The organism is Pantoea sp. B9002 (assembly GCF_013385945.1).
GTDB lineage: Bacteria > Pseudomonadota > Gammaproteobacteria > Enterobacterales > Enterobacteriaceae > Pantoea.
Map to the genome: position 1 here is coordinate 25736 of NZ_JACAPA010000015.1, position 18732 is coordinate 44467.

18 protein-coding genes are annotated in these 18732 nt (G+C 55.7%); 13 read left to right on the plus strand and 5 right to left on the minus strand.

What is annotated here, in order from left to right; genetic code table 11:
• Positions 1-67 precede the first annotated feature (67 nt).
• Together treF and HX773_RS10795 are read right to left on the minus strand one after the other, a co-directional pair.
• Positions 68-1726 carry an alpha,alpha-trehalase TreF gene (gene treF / locus HX773_RS10790; protein ID WP_052026007.1) on the minus strand — a complete coding sequence of 553 codons (1659 nt, stop codon included), beginning with the start codon at positions 1724-1726 and terminating at the stop codon, positions 68-70.
• Positions 1727-2085: 359 nt separating this feature from the next.
• Positions 2086-2940 carry an SDR family oxidoreductase gene (locus tag HX773_RS10795; protein WP_176971507.1) on the minus strand — a complete coding sequence of 285 codons (855 nt, stop codon included), beginning with the start codon at positions 2938-2940 and terminating at the stop codon, positions 2086-2088.
• 97 nt (positions 2941-3037) lie between these two features.
• Between HX773_RS10795 and HX773_RS10800 the strand changes: the two genes are divergently transcribed.
• Positions 3038-3400, plus strand: a complete 363-nt coding sequence (locus HX773_RS10800; protein ID WP_008107191.1) for a helix-turn-helix domain-containing protein — start codon at positions 3038-3040, stop codon at positions 3398-3400.
• Positions 3401-3472: 72 nt separating this feature from the next.
• Here HX773_RS10800 and yghX read toward each other — a convergent pair whose 3' ends face one another.
• Entirely contained in the window at positions 3473-4363 is an 891-nt protein-coding gene (gene yghX, locus HX773_RS10805; RefSeq protein WP_176971508.1) for a YghX family hydrolase, read from the minus strand.
• A gap of 564 nt (positions 4364-4927) precedes the next feature.
• Here yghX and HX773_RS10810 point away from each other — a divergent pair.
• The 7 genes from HX773_RS10810 to HX773_RS10840 all read left to right on the plus strand — a co-directional run bounded on the left by HX773_RS10810 (position 4928) and on the right by HX773_RS10840 (position 10698).
• On the plus strand, positions 4928-6349 hold the full coding sequence (locus HX773_RS10810; protein WP_176971509.1) for a cytochrome ubiquinol oxidase subunit I: 1422 nt from the start codon (positions 4928-4930) through the stop codon (positions 6347-6349).
• A gap of 1 nt (position 6350) precedes the next feature.
• Positions 6351-7355 carry a cytochrome d ubiquinol oxidase subunit II gene (cydB, locus tag HX773_RS10815; protein WP_008107197.1) on the plus strand — a complete coding sequence of 335 codons (1005 nt, stop codon included), beginning with the start codon at positions 6351-6353 and terminating at the stop codon, positions 7353-7355.
• A gap of 1 nt (position 7356) precedes the next feature.
• Entirely contained in the window at positions 7357-7524 is a 168-nt protein-coding gene (locus HX773_RS10820; protein ID WP_176971510.1) for a DUF2474 domain-containing protein, read from the plus strand.
• A gap of 222 nt (positions 7525-7746) precedes the next feature.
• Positions 7747-8613 (plus strand): helix-turn-helix domain-containing protein, encoded by an 867-nt coding sequence (locus tag HX773_RS10825; protein WP_008107201.1) that lies wholly within the window; start codon positions 7747-7749, stop codon positions 8611-8613.
• Positions 8614-8864: 251 nt separating this feature from the next.
• Positions 8865-9008 carry a hypothetical protein gene (locus HX773_RS10830; RefSeq protein ID WP_255433205.1) on the plus strand — a complete coding sequence of 48 codons (144 nt, stop codon included), beginning with the start codon at positions 8865-8867 and terminating at the stop codon, positions 9006-9008.
• 278 nt (positions 9009-9286) lie between these two features.
• Complete coding sequence (locus HX773_RS10835; protein ID WP_176971512.1) at positions 9287-10069, plus strand: siderophore-interacting protein; 783 nt, start codon at positions 9287-9289, stop codon at positions 10067-10069.
• Between the two features lie 89 nt (positions 10070-10158).
• Positions 10159-10698 (plus strand): PadR family transcriptional regulator, encoded by a 540-nt coding sequence (locus tag HX773_RS10840; protein ID WP_176971513.1) that lies wholly within the window; start codon positions 10159-10161, stop codon positions 10696-10698.
• Positions 10699-10758: 60 nt separating this feature from the next.
• Here the strand turns inward: HX773_RS10840 and HX773_RS10845 are convergent, their stop codons facing one another.
• Complete coding sequence (locus HX773_RS10845) at positions 10759-11046, minus strand: SelT/SelW/SelH family protein (RefSeq protein WP_176971514.1); 288 nt, start codon at positions 11044-11046, stop codon at positions 10759-10761.
• A 220-nt stretch (positions 11047-11266) separates the two neighbouring features.
• Between HX773_RS10845 and HX773_RS10850 the strand changes: the two genes are divergently transcribed.
• The 5 genes from HX773_RS10850 (at position 11267) to HX773_RS10870 (ending at position 17380) form a co-directional block, all read left to right on the plus strand.
• Positions 11267-13600, plus strand: coding sequence for a TonB-dependent receptor domain-containing protein (locus HX773_RS10850; protein ID WP_176971515.1), 2334 nt, complete (start codon positions 11267-11269; stop codon positions 13598-13600).
• A 48-nt stretch (positions 13601-13648) separates the two neighbouring features.
• Positions 13649-14671: a hemin-degrading factor gene (locus HX773_RS10855; protein ID WP_176971516.1), complete on the plus strand. Its 1023-nt coding sequence runs from the start codon at positions 13649-13651 to the stop codon at positions 14669-14671.
• Positions 14668-15510, plus strand: coding sequence for a hemin ABC transporter substrate-binding protein (locus tag HX773_RS10860; RefSeq protein WP_176971517.1), 843 nt, complete (start codon positions 14668-14670; stop codon positions 15508-15510). Before HX773_RS10855 ends, HX773_RS10860 begins: the two co-directional genes overlap by 4 nt.
• Before the next feature lie 96 nt (positions 15511-15606).
• On the plus strand, positions 15607-16608 hold the full coding sequence (locus HX773_RS10865; protein WP_176971518.1) for an iron ABC transporter permease: 1002 nt from the start codon (positions 15607-15609) through the stop codon (positions 16606-16608).
• Entirely contained in the window at positions 16601-17380 is a 780-nt protein-coding gene (locus HX773_RS10870) for a heme ABC transporter ATP-binding protein (protein ID WP_061720246.1), read from the plus strand. The genes HX773_RS10865 and HX773_RS10870 overlap by 8 nt, the downstream gene beginning before the upstream one ends.
• 72 nt (positions 17381-17452) lie before the next feature.
• On the opposite strand, the gene HX773_RS10875 is transcribed toward HX773_RS10870, so the two are convergent.
• On the minus strand, positions 17453-18436 hold the full coding sequence (locus tag HX773_RS10875) for an MDR family oxidoreductase (protein ID WP_176971519.1): 984 nt from the start codon (positions 18434-18436) through the stop codon (positions 17453-17455).
• Between the last annotated feature and the right edge of the window lie 296 nt (positions 18437-18732).

Genomic DNA, 18732 nt, shown 5'->3' on the forward strand with positions numbered 1-18732 from the left:
TCATGGCGACCGCTTCACATATTGCGCATTGGGTCGCCATAAATGGCGACCCTACAGTGCGCATTAATCAATCCGCCAGCAAATGCCCATACATGGTCATCAACCTGCGGGTCACGCCGTTGGTCCAGCCGAAACCGTCCTGCAGCGGATACTCACCGCCGCCACCCGGACGGGCGCGATCGCCGCTGATGTCATACTTCTCCACCAGCTTATGATGCAGTGAGTAGAAATTATTCACGGTATTCAGCCAGTTAACGGCAATTTCTGTCGCCAGCGTCTCTTCACCGTAGTGATTCAAACCGACCACCGCCATCCACTGCAGCGGAGCCCAGGCATTGGGTTTATCCCACTGCTCACCGCTCTCCACCATCGAGGTTAACAAGCCGCCTTGCGTCAATAACAGATGGCGCAGCGCCACGGCCTGCAAGTGCGCCTGTTCAGGCGAGGCGAGGCCAAGGAACAGCGGCACCACCGCAGCAGCGGTAAAGGCGCCAAAGCGCTCGCGGCGCCAGTCGTAATCGCGGTACACACCGGCGGTGTTATCCCACAGATAGCGATGAATCGCCTGCTTACGCGCATCGGCTTTTTTCTGCCACGCCAACGCCGTCAGCTCTTCACCTTTGGCGTGCGACAGCGTCGAAATCATCAGCTCCAGCTTGTAGAGGAACGCGTTGAGATCGATCGGAATAAATTGCGTGGTGCGAATACTCGCCAAACGCTGCGGATCGCGCAGCCAGCGTGAAGAGTAATCCCAGCCCGATGCAGCACCGGCACGCAAATCGCGATAAACCTCATTGGCCGGACGCCCCGATTTCTTCGCAGTTTCAATATCTTCCAGCCACGACTCATCGCGCGGCGTGTCGCGATCGTCCCAGTAACGGTTCAGCAGCGAACCATCTGGCATGCGCACCACATGGCGATAGGCCTGATGCGGCATCAGCTCGCCCGCGCCGTCCATCCAGAACTGGTACTCTTTCATCAGCTGATCGAGATAGCGTTTCGCACCGCGAATGCCATCCTCTTCGAATAGTTCAACCATCAGCGCAAACACCGGCGGCTGCGAGCGGCTGAGATAATAAGTACGGTTGCCGTTCGGCACGTGACCATAGTTATCAATCAGCCAGGCGAAGTTATCCGCCATGTGACGCAGCAGATCGTCGCGGCCCGCATCGGCGAGGCCGAGCATGCTGAAGTAGGAGTCCCAGTAATAGGTTTCTCCAAATCGGCCGCCGGGCACCACATACGGTTTCGGCAACGGCAGCAGCGATGAGTGCGCTAAATGTTGCTGCGGCATTTTGGTTAACACCGGCCACAGATCGTCAATATGTTCGGTTAAGGTTTTATCTGGATTAGAAACATAAAAACTCTCATTCACCTGAGGTGAATAAAAATGTTCGTGCACGAATGCTTCCAGATCAAAATCCGCTGCGCGTTTACGACGACGAAAACGGATTAAAATATCCAGCGGATCGAATTTTGGTGCGCAGTCCGGAAACGTTTTGCTGTCGGCAAATATGTGCGATGTCTGCACCTGCTCAAACAGTTCCATGTAGCGATCGGCAGGCGTCAGCGCATCCGGCGCGGGCAAACCTTCAATCAGCTCGGGTTCCGGCTCCGAATCCTGCATACCTTCGCGAACGAACTCGTGAGGATTATATTGATACTCCAGTTCAGCATCAGCGCGTCGATCCTCGAAAGCGTTATATTGCTGTTGGTTAGTATTAATAGCAGCCTCCTGGTAAATTCTTGAATGCGTAAAGAACAAATTATAGAGCTCTGAACGGGCGAAACAACAATGCGATTTATCTATGAACGTAATAAATCATGTCGATGGATCCGGTGTTTTTATGATTTTTCAGCGATTACAACGGACTATATTTCAGGAAATGAAAGCGGCTTTTAGGATGGATGTTTAAATAGGGACGCAGAATTATCTGTATTTAAGAAAATCGCTAAAATTTGCGCGAAAAAGCGCGGGGTGGCTTGATCAATTTATGGCAAACGCAGCGGTGATTGACCAGGTTGGCATGAATGCCAACCCTACAAAATGGCGTAGAGTCGGCATTCATGCCGACCTGGTTAACCTTACTTCTGCAACGCCGCCTTGATCACGTCCGCGTACGGCGTGGTTGGGCGGCCAATCAGTTTGCTCAGCGTATGGCTATCATCAAACAAGCCGCCTTTTTCGGCACCGGCATCGGAATCCGCCAGCATCTCAGACAAGCCATCTGGCAAACCGGCACCTTTCAGCGCGGCGGCAAATTCGGCTTGTGGCAGATTGATGTAATCCACTTGCTCGCCAGACTGTTTGGCAATCTCGGCGCTGAACTGCGCCAGCGTGTAACTGTCATCGCCAGCCAGTTCATACACTTTGCCCGCCTGATCGTCACGGCTGATCACTTCGGCCGCCGCCGCCGCATAATCAACGCGCGCCGCGGAAGCGATGCGACCTTCGCCCACCGCCCCAATAAAGGCATGATGCGCCAGCGCCGGCGCAATACTCGCCGCGTAGTTTTCGGTGTACCAGCCGTTACGCAGCAGCGCGAACGGAATGCCGGAGGCTTTTAGCTGCGCTTCAGTCGCACGATGCTCAACGCCTAAACCTAATGGTGAAGTATCGGCGTGCAGCAAGCTGGTGTAGGCGATAAAGCCAACGCCGGCGGCTTTTGCCGCATCGATCACCGCCTTGTGCTGCGCTTCGCGCTGGCCGACTTCACTGGAGGAGATCAGCAGCAGCTTATCGACCCCGGCAAATGCGCTTTGCAGCGTTTCCGCTTTGCTGTAATCCGCCGCACGCAGCGTTACGCCCAGCGCTTGCAGATCGGCCGCTTTCTCCGGTGAACGCACCGCCGCAATGATTTCGCTAGCCGGCACTTTTTTCAATAACTCGTTAATCACCAGACGGCCCAGTTGGCCCGTGGCACCTGTAATCGCAATCATGTTGTTCTCCTTTTGAACTGGTATGAAAACAGCCTAAGCGATAAACTAACTTTTAGTAAGTACTTACAGATTTGTTAGTTTGGGGAAGGTAAGTTAAATGTCTGAAAAGATGAGTGAAAAATTTACGCGCGGTGAGTTGCTGAACGTGAATTGCCCGTCGCGCGAAGTGCTGAAGCGCATTACCAGCCGCTGGAGCGTACTGATTTTGCTGGCGCTGCGCGAAGAAACCCTGCGCTTTAGCGAGCTGCGTCGCAAGATTGGCGGCGTCAGCGAACGCATGTTGGCGCAGACGCTGCGCTATATGGAAGAGGATGGTTTTGTTGAGCGCATTGCCTATGAAGTGGTGCCGCCGCACGTTGAGTATCGTCTAACGTCGTTAGGCCGCGAAGTAGAAGGGCAGGTGACCGGGCTGGCGGATTGGCTGGAGAGCAATGTGCATCGGATATTGAAGGCGCATTGAGGAGGTCGCCATAAATGGCGACCTTACAACGGCTCTGAGGTGGTCGCCATAAATGGCGACCCTACAACGGCATCACGCGCGTAAATACTTCTCAAACCAACCCAACGTGCGGCTCCAGGCTAATTCGGCGGCGGCTTTGTCATAACGCGGCGTCGAATCGTTGTGGAAACCATGATTCACGCCCGGATAAACATAGCCTTCGTAGATTTTGTGATTGGCCTTCAGCGCCTCTTCATAGGCTGGCCAGCCTTCGTTGATGCCTTTATCCAGCGCGGCGTAGTGCAGCAACAGCGGCGCTTTGATGCGCGGCACATCTTCTGCTTTAGGCTGACGGCCATAAAAGGGTACCGCGCAGGCCAAATCAGGAAACGCGACCGCCGCCGCATTGGCTACGCCGCCGCCGTAGCAGAAGCCGGTAATGCCCACTTTGCCGGTGCCTTCCTGGTGATGCATCAGGAAATCAATCGCGGCGAAAAAGTCATTCATCAACTTAGCGGGATCGACTTTGGCCTGCATCACTTTACCTTCGTCATCGTTGCCCGGATAACCGCCCAGCGAGCTCAAACCATCTGGTGCCAGCGCGATGTAACCGGCTTTCGCTACGCGGCGCGCCACATCTTCGATATAGGGATTAAGGCCACGATTCTCGTGTACCACCACCACCGCAGGCACTTTGCCGGATGCATTGGCCGGTCGCACCAGATATCCGCGTACCTCACCGTGACCTTGCGGTGACGGATAGTGAATGTACTCCGGTTTGATCGCCGGGTCGGTAAATTCCACCTGCTGCGCCAGCGCATAGTTGGGGCTCATGGCGCTGAGCAGCGTGGCGCCCGTCATACCGGCGATGGTAAATTTCGCTGCCATCGAGATAAATTCGCGTTTGCTGATTTTGCCATGGGCGTAGTAATCGTAAAGCTCGAGCAGTTCCTGAGGGAAATCCTGTGCAGTAAGACGGGCCATAACCTCTCCTTCGCTGTTTAACTGGTTGATTACTGCTCTAAAAAAGCACAGCTTGTCGCCGCTGGCAAATGCCATGCCGTAGCGGGTTAATGCCGCATCGTTTACATCACGTCACTAATAAGCAGCAGGAATTACGCTTTTCGTATTAAATTAATTATCTTTTAATTAACAATTCTGATCATCTCGCGCTGTCCGGAAATATTTACATGCTTCGATGAGTTGCTATAAATAACGCTTTTTTTCTTCGCACTAAAAAATAAATAAATGAAGTGGTTACCTGATAAGCACAGCGGGAATAAGCGAAAAATAATAACAATATTGTCACAATGAATGAGGGTGATTAACCTTAACGTGGTGATTTTAAAGTATTAGTTTCTACTGAAAACAATGATCGAAATCAAAAAACACTGTTATAGTTTTACCGACTTCCCCTGTATCTTTTCGTTCGCACCACTTCCTTTTACATTGGCGCGACATTTCTTTAAGCACGGCGAAATAACCGCTGCGCTCTGCTTGTTAATTATAAGTAAAAATTCGGTGTAATTTGTGGCAATGAGGTAAGCAATGTTTGGATTAGACGCCTTTCATCTGGCTAGGATTCAGTTCGCATTTACTGTTTCCTTCCATATTATCTTTCCAGCCATCACCATCGGTCTCGCCAGTTTCCTGGCGGTGCTTGAAGGGATGTGGCTGAAAACCCGTAACGAGACCTATCGCGATCTCTACCATTTCTGGTCGAAAGCTTTTGCCGTTAACTTCGGCATGGGCGTGGTATCCGGATTGGTGATGGCGTACCAGTTTGGTACTAACTGGAGTGGTTTCTCACAGTTTGCTGGCAGTATCACCGGCCCGCTGCTCACCTATGAAGTGTTAACCGCCTTCTTCCTTGAAGCGGGCTTCCTTGGCGTGATGCTGTTTGGCTGGAACCGCGTCGGTCCAGGCTTGCACTTCTTTGCAACCTGCATGGTCGCGCTCGGCACCATCTTCTCCACCTTCTGGATTCTGGCGTCGAACAGTTGGATGCATACGCCGCAGGGCTACATCATCCAGAACGGCATCGTGGTGCCGGAAGATTGGCTGAAAATCATCTTCAACCCATCGTTCCCTTATCGCTTGTTCCACATGTCGGTCGGTGCCTTCCTGGCCAGCGCCTTCTTTGTTGGCGCGTCGGGCGCATGGCATTTGCTGCGCGGTAACGACAATCCAGCGATTCGTAAAATGTTCTCGATGGCGCTGTGGATGGCGCTGATCGTCGCGCCGATTCAGGCGATGATCGGTGATGCGCACGGCCTGAACACCCTTGAGCATCAGCCAGCGAAAATCGCGGCAATCGAAGGACATTGGGAAAACAAGCCAGGTGAAGCCTCGCCGCTGATTCTGTTCGGTGTGCCGGATATGGAGCAGGAGCGCACCAAGTACGCGCTGGAAATTCCGTACCTCGGCAGCCTGATTCTGACGCACAGCCTGGAGAAGCAGATTCCTGCGCTGAAGAGCTTCCCGAAAGAGGACCGTCCGAACTCCACCATTATCTTCTGGTCATTCCGCGTGATGGTGGCGCTGGGCCTGCTGATGATTACGCTCGGCGTAGTTTCTTTGTGGCTGCGTTTCAAAGGCCGTTTGTATCACTCGCGTCCGTTCCTGTGGTTCACGCTGCTGATGGGCCCATCGGGTTTGATCGCCATTCTGGCCGGTTGGTTTACTACCGAGATTGGGCGTCAGCCTTGGGTGGTATATGGCGTGCAGCGCACCATTGATGCGGTCTCGGCGCATGGCGATATGCACATGAGCATCAGCCTGCTGGCGTTCATTCTGGTCTACTCGTCGGTGTTTGGTGTCGGTTACCTCTACATGATGCGTCTGATCAAAGAGGGTCCGGTGACCGGCGAAGGTAAAGAGGTTGATCACGGTGGTCCGGGTCAGCATCACACGCCAGCGCGTCCGTTGTCGGCGGCCAAAACCCATAGCGAAAAGAGTGGGGAGCACTAAGATGATCGACTTTTCAATTATCTGGTTTGCCATCATCGTCTTTGGCACCTTGATGTACATCGTGATGGATGGCTTTGATCTCGGCATTGGCTTGCTGCTGCCGTTCAACAAAGATCCTATCGAACGCGACATGATGGTTAACACCGTTGCCCCGGTTTGGGATGGCAACGAAACCTGGCTGGTGCTGGGCGGCGCGGCGCTGTATGGCGCGTTCCCGCTGGCCTACTCGGTGCTACTGGATGCGCTGTCGATTCCTTTGACGGCGATGCTGATTGGCCTGATCTTCCGTGGCGTAGCCTTTGAGTTCCGCTTTAAAGCCACGGTAGAACACCGTCCGTTCTGGGATAAGTCGTTCATTGCCGGTTCACTGCTGGCCACCTTCAGTCAGGGCGTGGCGGTTGGCGCCATCCTGAATGGTTTCCCGGTGGTTGGCCGTGAATATGCGGGTTCAGCGATGAGCTGGTTAGCGCCGTTCCCGCTGTTCTGCGGCGTTGGTCTGGTGATTGCCTATGCGCTGCTGGGTTGTACCTGGCTGATCATGAAAACCGAACACGATCTGCACCGTAAGATGTCTGCGCTGGCGACGCCGCTGACGCTGACGCTGCTGCTGGTGGTGGGCATTATCAGTATCTGGACGCCGCTGACGCATGCGGATATTGCGCAGCGCTGGTTCTCGCGTCCGAACCTGTTCTGGTTCCTGCCGGTTCCGGTGCTGGTGGTGCTGTGTTCGTGGGGGATTGTGCGTGCCATCAAACGTGAAGCGCATTACTCGCCGTTCATCCTGACGTTGGCGCTGATTTTCCTTGGCTTCTCGGGCCTCGGTATCAGCATCTGGCCGAACATCATTCCACCGTCAATCACCATCTGGCAGGCGGCGTCTCCGGCGAGCAGCCAGGCGTTTATGCTGGTGGGCGGCTTGCTGATTATTCCGGTCATTCTGGGTTACACCTTCTGGAGTTACTACGTGTTCCGCGGAAAAATCAAAGCCGACGAAGGATACCATTGATATGAAAACCGAGGTCAGCAACATGAAAACTCACTCTGAAACGAAGATTCCGTGGTGGAAGCAGATGATGTGGCTGATAATCATTTACGGCGCAAGCGTGCTGGCACTCGGTGTGGTGGCATCACTGTTTCGTATGATGATGACGGCAGCGGGCATGCGTTCGCACTGAGTTCCGGCATTGACAGAATCCGCTGATATCCCCGTAGGGTCGCCATTCATGGCGACCTTTTTTATTTTTACTATCCAAAAAACGTTAGTAACCTAAGCAATTAATGCTTTTCCCGCTTCGGTACGTTTACTCTTCCTTACGTTAGTAATACGTTTTTGTTATATTTATGTGACGAATAACGCAAATTCATTACGTTAACCACCTCATTCGACCATCAAAATCATGCTCAGCCTGAATGTAAAAAAACAGTACATCAACGATCTGGTGGACTGGATAGAAGCGAACCTGACCGACGAGCTCAACATCGATCTGATTACCCTGAAATCCGGTTACTCCAAATGGCACATGCAGCGCATGTTCAAAGAGATGACCGGGCAAACGCTGGCGTCCTACACGCGCAAACGTCGTCTGACCATGGCGGCGATGGCGCTGCGTCTGACCAGCATGCCGCTGATCGATATTGCGGTGCGCTTCGGTTTTGATAATCAGCAGAATTTTACCCGCGTGTTTAAAAGTCACTTCTCAATGACGCCGGGTGCTTATCGTCGCATTCCGGAAATGCTGATGAAGGATTTCCACAGCCGCATCTCCACGCAGCGCGAGTGGGTCAATGCGCGTCTGGCGCAGAAGCCGGAGATTCAGCTGTGTGGCGAAGTGATTGAGTGGGAATGCCGCTTCGGGGAATACATCGATCACCATAATCATGTGGTGGCGCAGCATACGCGCGACTTCATCGCCTTTGCCGGCCAGCATGTGAACCGCGGCTGGCTGGGCTTCCAGTTCAGTCCGGGCGTACATTCTGCCGATCAGCAGCACATCAGCCTGTTCCAGGCGCTGGAGAGTCAGTACGCCGATGTGCTGCCGCGCAACGTGCAGAACTGGACCGGCGAGAGTGGTTTGTATGCGGAGATTGACTGGCACGGCGCGCCGGAAGAGATCAACGCATTTACCGCAGAGATTTACTACAACCACTTGCCAGCGCTGGGCGTGGCACGCCGTGCGGGCAAAGATTTGCTCAAGCTGGATCTGAAATACAGTACGCCCGATCTGCTGCAAGGCACCTTCTATATTCCGGTGGCGGATAAGTAATGCATAATTCGTGCGGTAAACCGTGACAAACCGCACGATTTTATAAACTCACTGGCGTAATAGGCGTAAAATTCTTCATCGAAACCTGATTGGCCGCGTAAATCACCAGCCGCCACACATCAGGCTGGATAATCACCTGCATTTCTGGTCCATTCCGGGCCGCTATAGTGAACAGACAAAAAATTATGCGACTTCTACCGTTGTTCCTCATGACAGCGCTTGTAGCGTTTTCTTCGCTGGCAAGCGCGCAGATGGCTGAACCTTTTTCACCGCCGGGCGGACTGCATCCGCATCAACCGCATTGTGCGCAGCATGAAATTCTGGGCGACAATGTGCTGCCAAACCATACCCAGGATGATGGCAGTTTCGTTACCTGCGGCAATCACCAGGCGTAATCTCGTTTTAAATTCCGCACCAGACCGTAGCAATTTCTGCACGGTCTCGGCAGTAATACCCATTTATTCTTTGCGCAATAAATTGCGCCGCTACAATTCCTGCCTGTAATTTGCACCTAATCCCTGACTGCACTTCATCGTAGCGGCGCGATTTATCGCGCTGTTTTGACATGCCAATTTTCCAATAGCATTTTTCGGCATTGCATCGAAGATATATCATAACTATTCTCTCCCCATCAGATGAGAATGACTTTCACTATCTTTTAGGGAGACACCACTTGCAAACCAACCCTTCCGAACGCGCACCACGTCGTGTGCGCAATGAACTGCGTTTCCGCCACATCACCGTGGTCAGCAAAACGCTGATTGCCGGTGAATTCTGGCGCATTGTTTTCAACGGCAGCGATCTGGCCGGCTTCAATTCGCCATCGTTTGACGATCACATCAAAGTGTTCTTCCCGGAACACGCCGGTGCTGAGCTGGCGCTGCCGCAGATCACCGATGAAGGCATCGTTTGGCCGAATGGCGTGCGTCCTGCCGCGCGTGATTACACGCCGCTGGAATTTAACGGCGTCGATTCCCTGACCATCGATTTCTACATCCACGATGGCGGCGTTGCCAGCAGCTGGGCAAACGAAGCCAAAGTGGGCGATCAAATCGCGATGGGCGGCCCGCGCGGTTCATTGGTGATCCCGGCGGATTATGCCTGCCAGATTTACGTCTGTGATGAGACCGGTCTGCCCGCCTTTAAACGTCGTTACACCGAAATCCAGGCGCAGGAAATTCACCTGCTGGCCTATGCCGATGAAGCCACCGGCCGCGATTATCTCGGTGATCTGCCGAATGTGCAGGTGAGCTGGTTGGGCAGCGGCACCATGCAGGCCGATAACCTGGCACCGATAACGGCGCAGCTGGATAGGATTACGCTGCCCGCCACTAAATACTTCATCTGGCTGACGGGCGAGGGCGAAGCGGTGAAACTGTTGAGCGATTACTTCACCCAGGGACGTGGTGCAGATAGCGATTACGTGCGCGCCGTAGCCTATTGGCATCAGAAATAACGCCAACGCCGCGCGCGCTGCCGCCTGTGTTGAATTTTGCCAGGCGGCAGACTACTATCAACCTCCCTTAATTAGCGCTCAGGAAGGCAATGAAACAGCAGCGGGATTTTCCATGGCAGTCCGATCACGCACAGCGTACCGTCTGTGCAGGCGCACGTAAAAAGCGTCGGGAGCGGATGCTGGATGCCAGCGATATCCGCCTGTTAATGCTGCACTTTCTCGCCATCAGCTCTGCGCACGGTTATGAGCTGATCAAATCGGTTGAAGAGCTCTCCAAAGGTGAATACTCACCAAGCCCCGGCATTATCTATCCCAACCTGACGCTGCTCGAAGAGATGGATGCGATTCGCGTGGTCGATGCGCAGGCATCGCGTAAAGCTTATGCGCTGAATGAGAGCGGCGTGGCGCTGCTGGCGGAGAATCGTGACAATGTTGAGGCGATTATCGAGCGCTTAACCTCGCTGGCGATTCTGGTGAATAACCGCAGCATTCCGCAGGTTGAGCAGGCGATTCATCTGATTAAACACACTCTGAATCATCGTCTGGCGCAGGAAGATATTTCGCATGAGGCGCTGGAGATAGTGATCAGCGCGCTGCATGAAGCGGCGGAAAAGATCGCTAAAAGTTAGAAGGTCGAACGTAGGGTCGCCATTCATGGCGACCGTCCAGAAAACCGCACCAACCCTAAATCAACTCTTCTTATTATCCACATGCCCCAACGCGCGATCCGGCCAGCAAACATCGCGCACGCGCTGCTTCAGCGCTGCCGCATCCGGGAATCCGCCTTCCTGCTTACGCTCCCAAATCACCTGACCATCAATCGTAATCTCAAACACGCCGCCGGTTCCCGGCTGGAGCGTTACCGCGCTTAAATCCTCGGCAAAGGTATGCAGCAACTCCTGCGCCATCCAGGCGGAACGCAGCAGCCAGTTACATTGTGTGCAGTAATGAATGTTAATAGCCGGTTTTTGTGACATGACGTGTCTCTTTTAGCTCGATAAGTTAACAAAATGTGCGGTCCAAGATACATCTTAGCTTACTGCTAGTTGATAATGATTACCACTTGCATTACATTCCTGTCGACATCATTTATTACATAAAATAAGTCCATAATTTTTACGGTCTTTTAACCAAAGCCCGTACTTTCCGGCAGCAAGCAAGTGAGCGAATACTAACAATTAACCAGGTATTTCGCGCATGTCTTCACTCTTTCAGGGAACGGCCCAGCAACGTCTTTTCAAAGTTGCCATCTTATCTTCAGCCATTCATGCCGCTTGCAGCTTTGCCGCCAGCGACAGCACCAGCAATGAACCGGTTCTCACCGTCACCGCGCCAAAACAGCAGGCCGGCAATAAAACCACCATCACGGCACAAGAGCTGCAAAAACGCGGCGCGAACGATTTCGGCTCGATCATGCGTTATGAGCCGCTGATCAGCGCCACCGGTTCCAGCGGCGGATCCTCTGCCGGCAAAAGCGGTTTCGATCGCGCAGGTTACACCGGTTACAACATTCGTGGTCTGGAGAGTAACCGCGTCGGCATGGATATCGATGGCATTCCGATTCCGGATGCCACCGGCCGCCCTTACGTCAGCCGCACCGGCAACAACACCTTTGGTATTGGCCGCGATTACATCGATCCCTACATGTTCGGCAGCGTTGATATTGAGAAGGGCGCCACGGCGGTGGATCAGCCGAATACCTCGATTGGCGGTAACGTCTCGTTCCACAACAAAACCGCTGACGATTACCTTAGCAGCGACAAAAATAGTTACTTCGGTTACCAGAGCGATTACGACTCATCGAATCGCAGCTGGCACAACGGCATCACCGCCGCCGCTGGCGATGATGAGCTGCGCGGCCTGTTTGTTTACAGCCGTCGCGACGGTCAGGAAACCCGCAACAACAGCGAGGTGAAACAGGCTTATCCGGCCAACTGGCACTCTGACGCCTTTATGACGTCCGGCATCTGGCAGCCGAACGATCAGCACAAGCTGAGCGCTACTTTCGATTACTATCACAAAACCAATCACAGCCATTACGATACCTGGGACACCAGCGGCAACACCGTTTGGGGCACCGCGCAGCAGCAGAGTGACACGCGTCGCTGGGGCATCAATCTGGCGGATGAGTGGACGCCGTACAACGACGTCATCGATACGCTAACTACACGCCTTTACTGGCAGCAAACTGAAGCGCACGACAATACCTATCTGCCGACCAGCGCCAGCCAGTACGGCTTTGTCTATTCCGATTTCAACGTCGATACCTACGGCTTCGATACGCGCGGCACCAAAACGCTGGGCCGTCATGAGTTGAGTGCCGGTGTCAACGCGCGCCTGGATAACAGCGAACGTCCGTTCCGTCAGGAGCCAGCGCCGAGTACCTTCAGCGCCATCACGCAGCCGCAGTCTGACAGCCGCACCTTCGCGGTGGCGGGTTATCTGCAAGATAAGATCAATTTCGATCTTGATAGCCACAATTTCGCAGTTATTCCCGGCGTGCGCGTGATGTATCAAAGCACCAAGCCGAAAAATCTCGGCGATCTCACCACCGGCAGCACGGTGCTGACCGAAGAGCAGGTTGATGCGCTATACGGCAAAACCAATTCCGATACGCAGGTGCTGCCATCGCTGACCTTCCAGTACGACTTAACGCCAGCGCTGACCACCTATCTGCAATACAAACGCGGCGTGCAGTTCCCCACCACCAGCCAGCTGTATGGCTCATGGAACCTGGGTTCCAGCTATGCGGGTAGCGCGCAGTATGCGCTGATTGGTAACACCGATCTGAAAACCGAAACCAGCAACAACTTCGAGTGGGGCCTGAAAGGCCAGGCGACTGAGGGCGTAACGGTCAACACCTCGGTGTTCTACAACCAGTACAAAAACTTCATTGCCTACACGCGCTATCGCCGCGCCACCAATCCGGAGATGTTCGTCAACGTACCGAGCAACATCTACACCAGCTATCAGGCTGAAAACCGCGATAAGGCCTACATTTATGGTGCTGAGATCTCCACCAAAGTAAATTACGGCACCTGGTTCCCGCAGGTCGATGGCCTGAGCAGCACCTTTGCGCTGGGCTATAACGAAGGTAAATCCAAGTCCAGCTACGCCGGTGACAAGTACATCGATCTCGATAGCGTCGCGCCGCTGAAAGCGATTGTTGGCCTGGCGTGGGATGACAAAGCGCGCGGCTACGGCGCAGCGCTGACCGCCACCTTCGTGAAAGGCAAGCAGGCCACGGCGACCAACCGCGAAAGCTACACCAACACCGGCACGGCGATCACTGATTCCACCTCGGAATATATGCGCGTACCGGGTTACGGCATGGTGGATGCGACCGCTTACTGGCAGGCGACGAAAAACGTCAAGCTGAGCGGCGGCATCTATAACATTACCGATCGCAAATACTGGGATTACACCAGCAGCCGCACGCTGACCAGCAGCAATGCCCAGGAACGCAACGACATCAACCTGGCCGTGATGCCAGGCCGCACCTTCCAGTTGGGTGTGAACGTCGATTTCTAATCACTTTTCGCCCTGCGGCAGCGCAGGGCATTTTCATGGAGCAAGGCAATGAACCCACGTTACGATCACTATCTGGCGCTGAAAGGCGAGCATCCGAAAAAGTACGCGCGCGATCTCGCGGCGCTGATGGGCATTGGCGAAGCGCAGCTGTGTGAAGCGCGTGTCGGCCAGGATGCAAAGGCGTTAAAAGCCGATTTCCCTGCGCTGCTGGCAGCACTGGCGGCGGTGGGTGAAACCAAAAGCATCACCCGCAATGAATATGCGGTTCACGAGCAGGTGGGCAAATATGAAAACCTGCACCTCGGCGAACACGCCGGACTGATTCTCAACCCGCGCGCGCTCGATCAGCGTCTGTTCCCGCATCAGTGGCACAGCGCGTTCTTCCTGCGTGAGCAGAGCGCCCACGGTGAACGTCAAAGCATCCAGATTTTTGATCGCCACGCTGATGCGGTGCTGAAAATCTACACCACCGACAACACCGATTTCGCCGCGTGGGATGCGCTGATTGCGGCGTTTGTGCTGGAGAACGCGGCGGCGTTAGATCCGCAGCCCGCCAGCGCGCCGCAATACAGCAGTGCGGTTGATGCCAGCAAAGTAGAAGCCGAATGGCGCGCCATCACCGATGTGCATCAGTTTTTTGGCCTGCTGAAGCGCCACAACATTTCGCGCCCGCAGGCGTTCCGCGCGGTGGCGGACGATCTGGCGCGTCAGGTGAGCAATGACTCGCTGGCGCAGCTGCTGGATCTGGCGCAGCAGGACGGCAACGAAATCATGATTTTTATCGGCAACCGTGGCTGCACGCAGATCTTCACCGGCGCGGTGCAGAAGCTGATGCCGATGGATAACTGGATCAACATCTTCAATCCCACCTTCACGCTGCATTTAATGGCGGATCACATCAGCGAAAGCTGGGTGACGCGCAAACCGAGCGGCGACGGCTTCGTCACCAGCCTGGAACTGTTTGCCGCCGACGGCACGCAGATCGCGCAGCTGTATGGTCAGCGCAGCGAAGGCACGCCGGAGCAGGCGCGCTGGCGCGAGCAAGTGATGTCGCTGGAGGCATCAGCATGAGAAAACTTCTGTTGCTGCTGACTGCGCTGGCGCTGCCGGCTGTTGCGGCCGAGCGGGTGATTTCGATTGGCGGTGACGTCACGCAAATCATCTATGCATTGGATGCGCAGCAGGATCTGGTGGCGCGCGACAGCACCAGCCAGCATCCGGCGCAGGCCAACAAGCTGCCGGATGTCGGTTATATGCGTCAGCTGAATGCCGAAGGGATTCTGGCGCTGAAACCGACGCTGGTGCTAAGCAGCGAGCTGGCAAAACCGTCGCTGGTGCTGCAGCAAGTGGCGCAAGCTGGCGTAAAAGTGGTGGATGTCACCGGCAAAAACAGCCTCGACGCCATCGCGGAAAAAATCGCTACCATCGGCAAGGCGCTGCATCGTGAAGAGGAAGCCAACGCGCTGATCGAAAAGATCAACAAGCAGCGCGCGCAGATCCCACAAAAACCGTTGCCGATCAAAGTGCTGTTTATCATGGCGCACGGCGGCATGCGCACTCAGGCGGCGGGCGCGCAAACCGGCGCGGACGGCGCGATCCGCAGCGCGGGTCTGATCAATGCGATGGCGGCGGTGCCGCACTATCAGCAGCTGTCGCAGGAAGGCGTGGTCGCAGCCGCACCAGATTTGATCGTGGTGGGTGAAGATGGCCTGCGTACGCTGGGCGGCGAAGAGAAAGTGTGGGCCTTGCCCGGTTTGGCACTGACGCCAGCCGGTCAGCATCGCGCTTTGCTGGTGGTTGATGAGATGGCGCTGCTGAGCTTTGGTCTGGATACGCCGGGCGCGATTATCAAACTGCGCCACGCAGCCGAAGCGGCTTCCCCGTCATACTTCAAGCCGCAGGCGCGTTAGCTGCGTGTTCTCACCCCAGTCACTTACTTGTGTAAGCTCCTGGGGATTCGAACACTTGCTGCCTTCCTGCGCCTTGAATTATTAAGGGGGAAAAATATGGCGATTACATCCGTGATGCGCTGGCTCGGTTTGATGACCATCTGCATGCTGATAGTGATGCTGATGGCCGCCAACTTCGGTGCGATGCCGCTTTCAATGCGCACTTTGCTGCGTGCGCCGCTCAGCGATATGGCGTGGCAAATCTGGATCAACATCCGCCTGCCGCGCGTGCTGCTGGCGGTGCTGCTCGGCATGGCGCTGGCGGTGTCCGGCGCGGTGATGCAGGGATTGTTTCGCAATCCGCTGGCCGATCCCGGTTTGCTCGGCATCAGCAGCGGAGCCGGTTTGGCGGTGGCGATATCGATCGTTATCCCGCTCGGCTTGCCGCCGCTGCTGGCGCTGTGGCTGCCAACACTCGCCGCCTTTATAGGCAGTTTGGTGGTGACGCTGCTGATCTTCAGCTTTAGCCGTCTGGCGCTGGGCAATTTGTCGCGCTTGCTGCTGGTCGGTATCGCCATCAACGCCTTATGCGGCGCGGCGGTTGGCGTGCTGTCGTGGTTGAGTAATGATCAGCAGCTGCGTCAACTGGCGCTGTGGGGCATGGGCAGTTTGAGCGCGGCGCAGTGGCCGAGCCTGGCGGTATGCGCGGTGCTGATCCTGCCGGCGCTGATAGCGATTCAGCTGCGCGCGCGTCGTCTCAATTTGCTGCAACTCGGCGAAGAGGATGCGCATTACATGGGCATCGACGTTAAGCGCACGCAGCGTCAGCTGCTGGTGCTGAGCGCGTTGCTGGTGGGCACCGCCGTGGCGGTGAGCGGCATTATCGGCTTTGTCGGTTTAGTGGTGCCGCACCTGATGCGTTTCTGTCTCGGCAGCGACCATCGCTGGATGCTGCCCGGTTCGGCGCTGGCGGGCGCAATTTTGCTGCTGCTGGCCGATACGCTGGCGCGCACCGTGGTGGTGCCGGCGGAAATGCCGGTGGGCCTGTTAACCAGCCTGCTGGGCGGCCCGTGGTTTCTCTGGCTGATTCTGCGTGAGCAAAGGGGGATGAATGAGTGACTGCATGCAGGCGCGCGGGCTGCGTTTTAGCCACGGCTCACGTGCGTTGATCGACGACGTTTCCCTGACTTTGCCGCCTGGCGAAATGATCGCGCTGATCGGCCCCAACGGCGCGGGGAAATCCACGCTGCTGCGTTTGCTCACCGGCTTTCTCACGCCGCAAGCGGGCGAGTGCTGGCTTGGCGATCGGCCGCTAAATGATTGGCCGCGCGAACCGCTGGCGCAGCGCCGTGCGGTGATGCGTCAGCAAAATAGCGTGAGTTTTCCACTGCCTGCTGCCGATGTGGTGGCGATGGGCCGCGCGCCCTGGCCGCGCAGTCAATCCAAAGCGGTTATCGACGAGGTGATGCACATTACCGGCAGCCTTGAGCTGGCACAGCGCGATTATCGATCGCTTTCCGGTGGAGAACAGCAGCGCGTGCAACTGGCGCGCGTGCTGGCTCAGCTGTGGCACGATGACGGCCCGCGCGGGTGGCTGTTTCTCGACGAACCCACTTCCGCGCTGGATCTGTTCTGGCAGCAGCACAGTTTACGTTTGCTGCATCGTCTGACGCGCAATGGGCGTTTCAGCGTCTGCACCGTGCTGCACGATCTTAATCTCGCGTCGCTGTGGTCGGATCGCGTGCTGTTGCTGCATCAGGGCAAGCTGGTGGCGGAAGGCGCACCCAATGAGGTGATGACCGAACGCACGCTGACGCGCTGGTATCAGGCGGAGCTGGATGTGGTGATGCAAGATGAAAAGGGCAGACCGCAGATTCAGTTACGTGCATGAAACCGTAGCGGCGCGATTAATCGCGCTCTGTGAAAAGACGCGCAATAAATTGCGCCGCTACGTGATGTGCAATTATCTACAATCGATAATCAAACGTCCGCGTACTTTACCCGCCAGCAACTGCTCGGCACCTTCGCGCGCTTCGCTCAGCGGAATCACCTTGGTTAACTGCTGCAACAGGTCGCCATCCACCAGTTCCGCCAGGCGCTGCCACGCCTGCTGACGCAGCGGTTTTGCGCACATCACGCTATCCACACCCGCCAGCACCACGCCGCGCAGGATGAACGGCGCGACGCTGGTCGGCAGATCCAAACCTTGTGCCATGCCGCACGCCGCTACCACGCCATCGCGCTTGATGCCCGCTAACACATTGGCCAGCGTGTGGCTGCCGACGCTATCAATCGCCGCCGCCCAGCGCTCTTTCGCCAGCGGTTTGCCCGGCTCGCTCAGCTCTGCGCGATCGATAATCGACGCCGCACCCAGCGTGTTGATCAGGTAATCGCTATCGCTGGCGCGGCCGCTGGAAGCAATCACCTCATAGCCGAGACGTGCCAGCAAGCTGACGCTGAAGCTGCCAACGCCGCCGCTCGCGCCGGTGACTAAAACCGGGCCGTGCTGCGGCGTGATGCCCTGTTTTTCCAGCGCCAGCACGCACAACATGGCGGTGAAACCCGCGGTGCCAATCGCCATGGTTTGTAGCGGGCTGAGTGCGGCCGGCACTTTCACTAGCCAATCGCCCGAGACGCTGGCTTTCTGCGCCAGTCCGCCCCAATGTTTTTCGCCTACGCCCCAGCCGGTGAGCAGCGCCACGTCGTCCTGCTGCCATTCGGCATGGCGGCTGCTGATCACCCGGCCGACAAAATCGATGCCCGGCACCATCGGGAATTGCCGCACAATCGGGCCTTTATTGCAGATGGCGAGCGCGTCTTTGTAGTTGAGCGTGGAGTAGCTTACTTCGAGGGTGACATCCTGATCGGGCAGCTGTTTTTCTGACAGATCTTTCAGGGATGTGCGATATCCCTGTTCATCATTTTCAATGACCAATGCCTTGAACATGCAGCCTCCGGCTGGTTGAGGAAAGTGGGGTAATAGTACTCCTTTTTTGCCCTCACCCTAACCCTCTCCCACAGGTGGGAGAGGGAACCGATCCAGCTCACCTTTATACCGGCTCGGACGGCTCCCTCGCCCGCTTGCGGGAGAGGGCTGGGGTGAGGGGCCGCGCAGCGGTTGTTCCTGCGAAAAAAAGATGACATTATTGCGCCCCAGTTAGTGATCAACTCCCAGATTTACTTCGCCGAGGAAACCTCCTCATTGCTGTGCCATCGGCACCCACTCATCCTCTCTCAGGGATT

Excerpts from the sequence above, each read along its gene's own strand:
- HX773_RS10850 (WP_176971515.1), top strand. The coding sequence starts at position 11,267 with ATGTCTTCACTCTTTCAGGGAACGGCCCAGCAACGTCTTTTCAAAGTT.
- HX773_RS10800 (WP_008107191.1), top strand. The coding sequence starts at position 3,038 with ATGTCTGAAAAGATGAGTGAAAAATTTACGCGCGGTGAGTTGCTGAAC.
- HX773_RS10855 (WP_176971516.1), top strand. The coding sequence starts at position 13,649 with ATGAACCCACGTTACGATCACTATCTGGCGCTGAAAGGCGAGCATCCG.
- HX773_RS10840 (WP_176971513.1), top strand. The coding sequence starts at position 10,159 with ATGAAACAGCAGCGGGATTTTCCATGGCAGTCCGATCACGCACAGCGT.
- HX773_RS10820 (WP_176971510.1), top strand. The coding sequence starts at position 7,357 with ATGAAAACCGAGGTCAGCAACATGAAAACTCACTCTGAAACGAAGATT.
- HX773_RS10870 (WP_061720246.1), top strand. The coding sequence starts at position 16,601 with ATGAGTGACTGCATGCAGGCGCGCGGGCTGCGTTTTAGCCACGGCTCA.
- HX773_RS10860 (WP_176971517.1), top strand. The coding sequence starts at position 14,668 with ATGAGAAAACTTCTGTTGCTGCTGACTGCGCTGGCGCTGCCGGCTGTT.
- HX773_RS10795 (WP_176971507.1), bottom strand. The coding sequence starts at position 2,940 with ATGATTGCGATTACAGGTGCCACGGGCCAACTGGGCCGTCTGGTGATT.
- cydB (WP_008107197.1), top strand. The coding sequence starts at position 6,351 with ATGATCGACTTTTCAATTATCTGGTTTGCCATCATCGTCTTTGGCACC.
- HX773_RS10830 (WP_255433205.1), top strand. The coding sequence starts at position 8,865 with ATGGCTGAACCTTTTTCACCGCCGGGCGGACTGCATCCGCATCAACCG.
- HX773_RS10875 (WP_176971519.1), bottom strand. The coding sequence starts at position 18,436 with ATGTTCAAGGCATTGGTCATTGAAAATGATGAACAGGGATATCGCACA.
- HX773_RS10845 (WP_176971514.1), bottom strand. The coding sequence starts at position 11,046 with ATGTCACAAAAACCGGCTATTAACATTCATTACTGCACACAATGTAAC.
- HX773_RS10825 (WP_008107201.1), top strand. The coding sequence starts at position 7,747 with ATGCTCAGCCTGAATGTAAAAAAACAGTACATCAACGATCTGGTGGAC.
- yghX (WP_176971508.1), bottom strand. The coding sequence starts at position 4,363 with ATGGCCCGTCTTACTGCACAGGATTTCCCTCAGGAACTGCTCGAGCTT.
- HX773_RS10810 (WP_176971509.1), top strand. The coding sequence starts at position 4,928 with ATGTTTGGATTAGACGCCTTTCATCTGGCTAGGATTCAGTTCGCATTT.
- HX773_RS10865 (WP_176971518.1), top strand. The coding sequence starts at position 15,607 with ATGGCGATTACATCCGTGATGCGCTGGCTCGGTTTGATGACCATCTGC.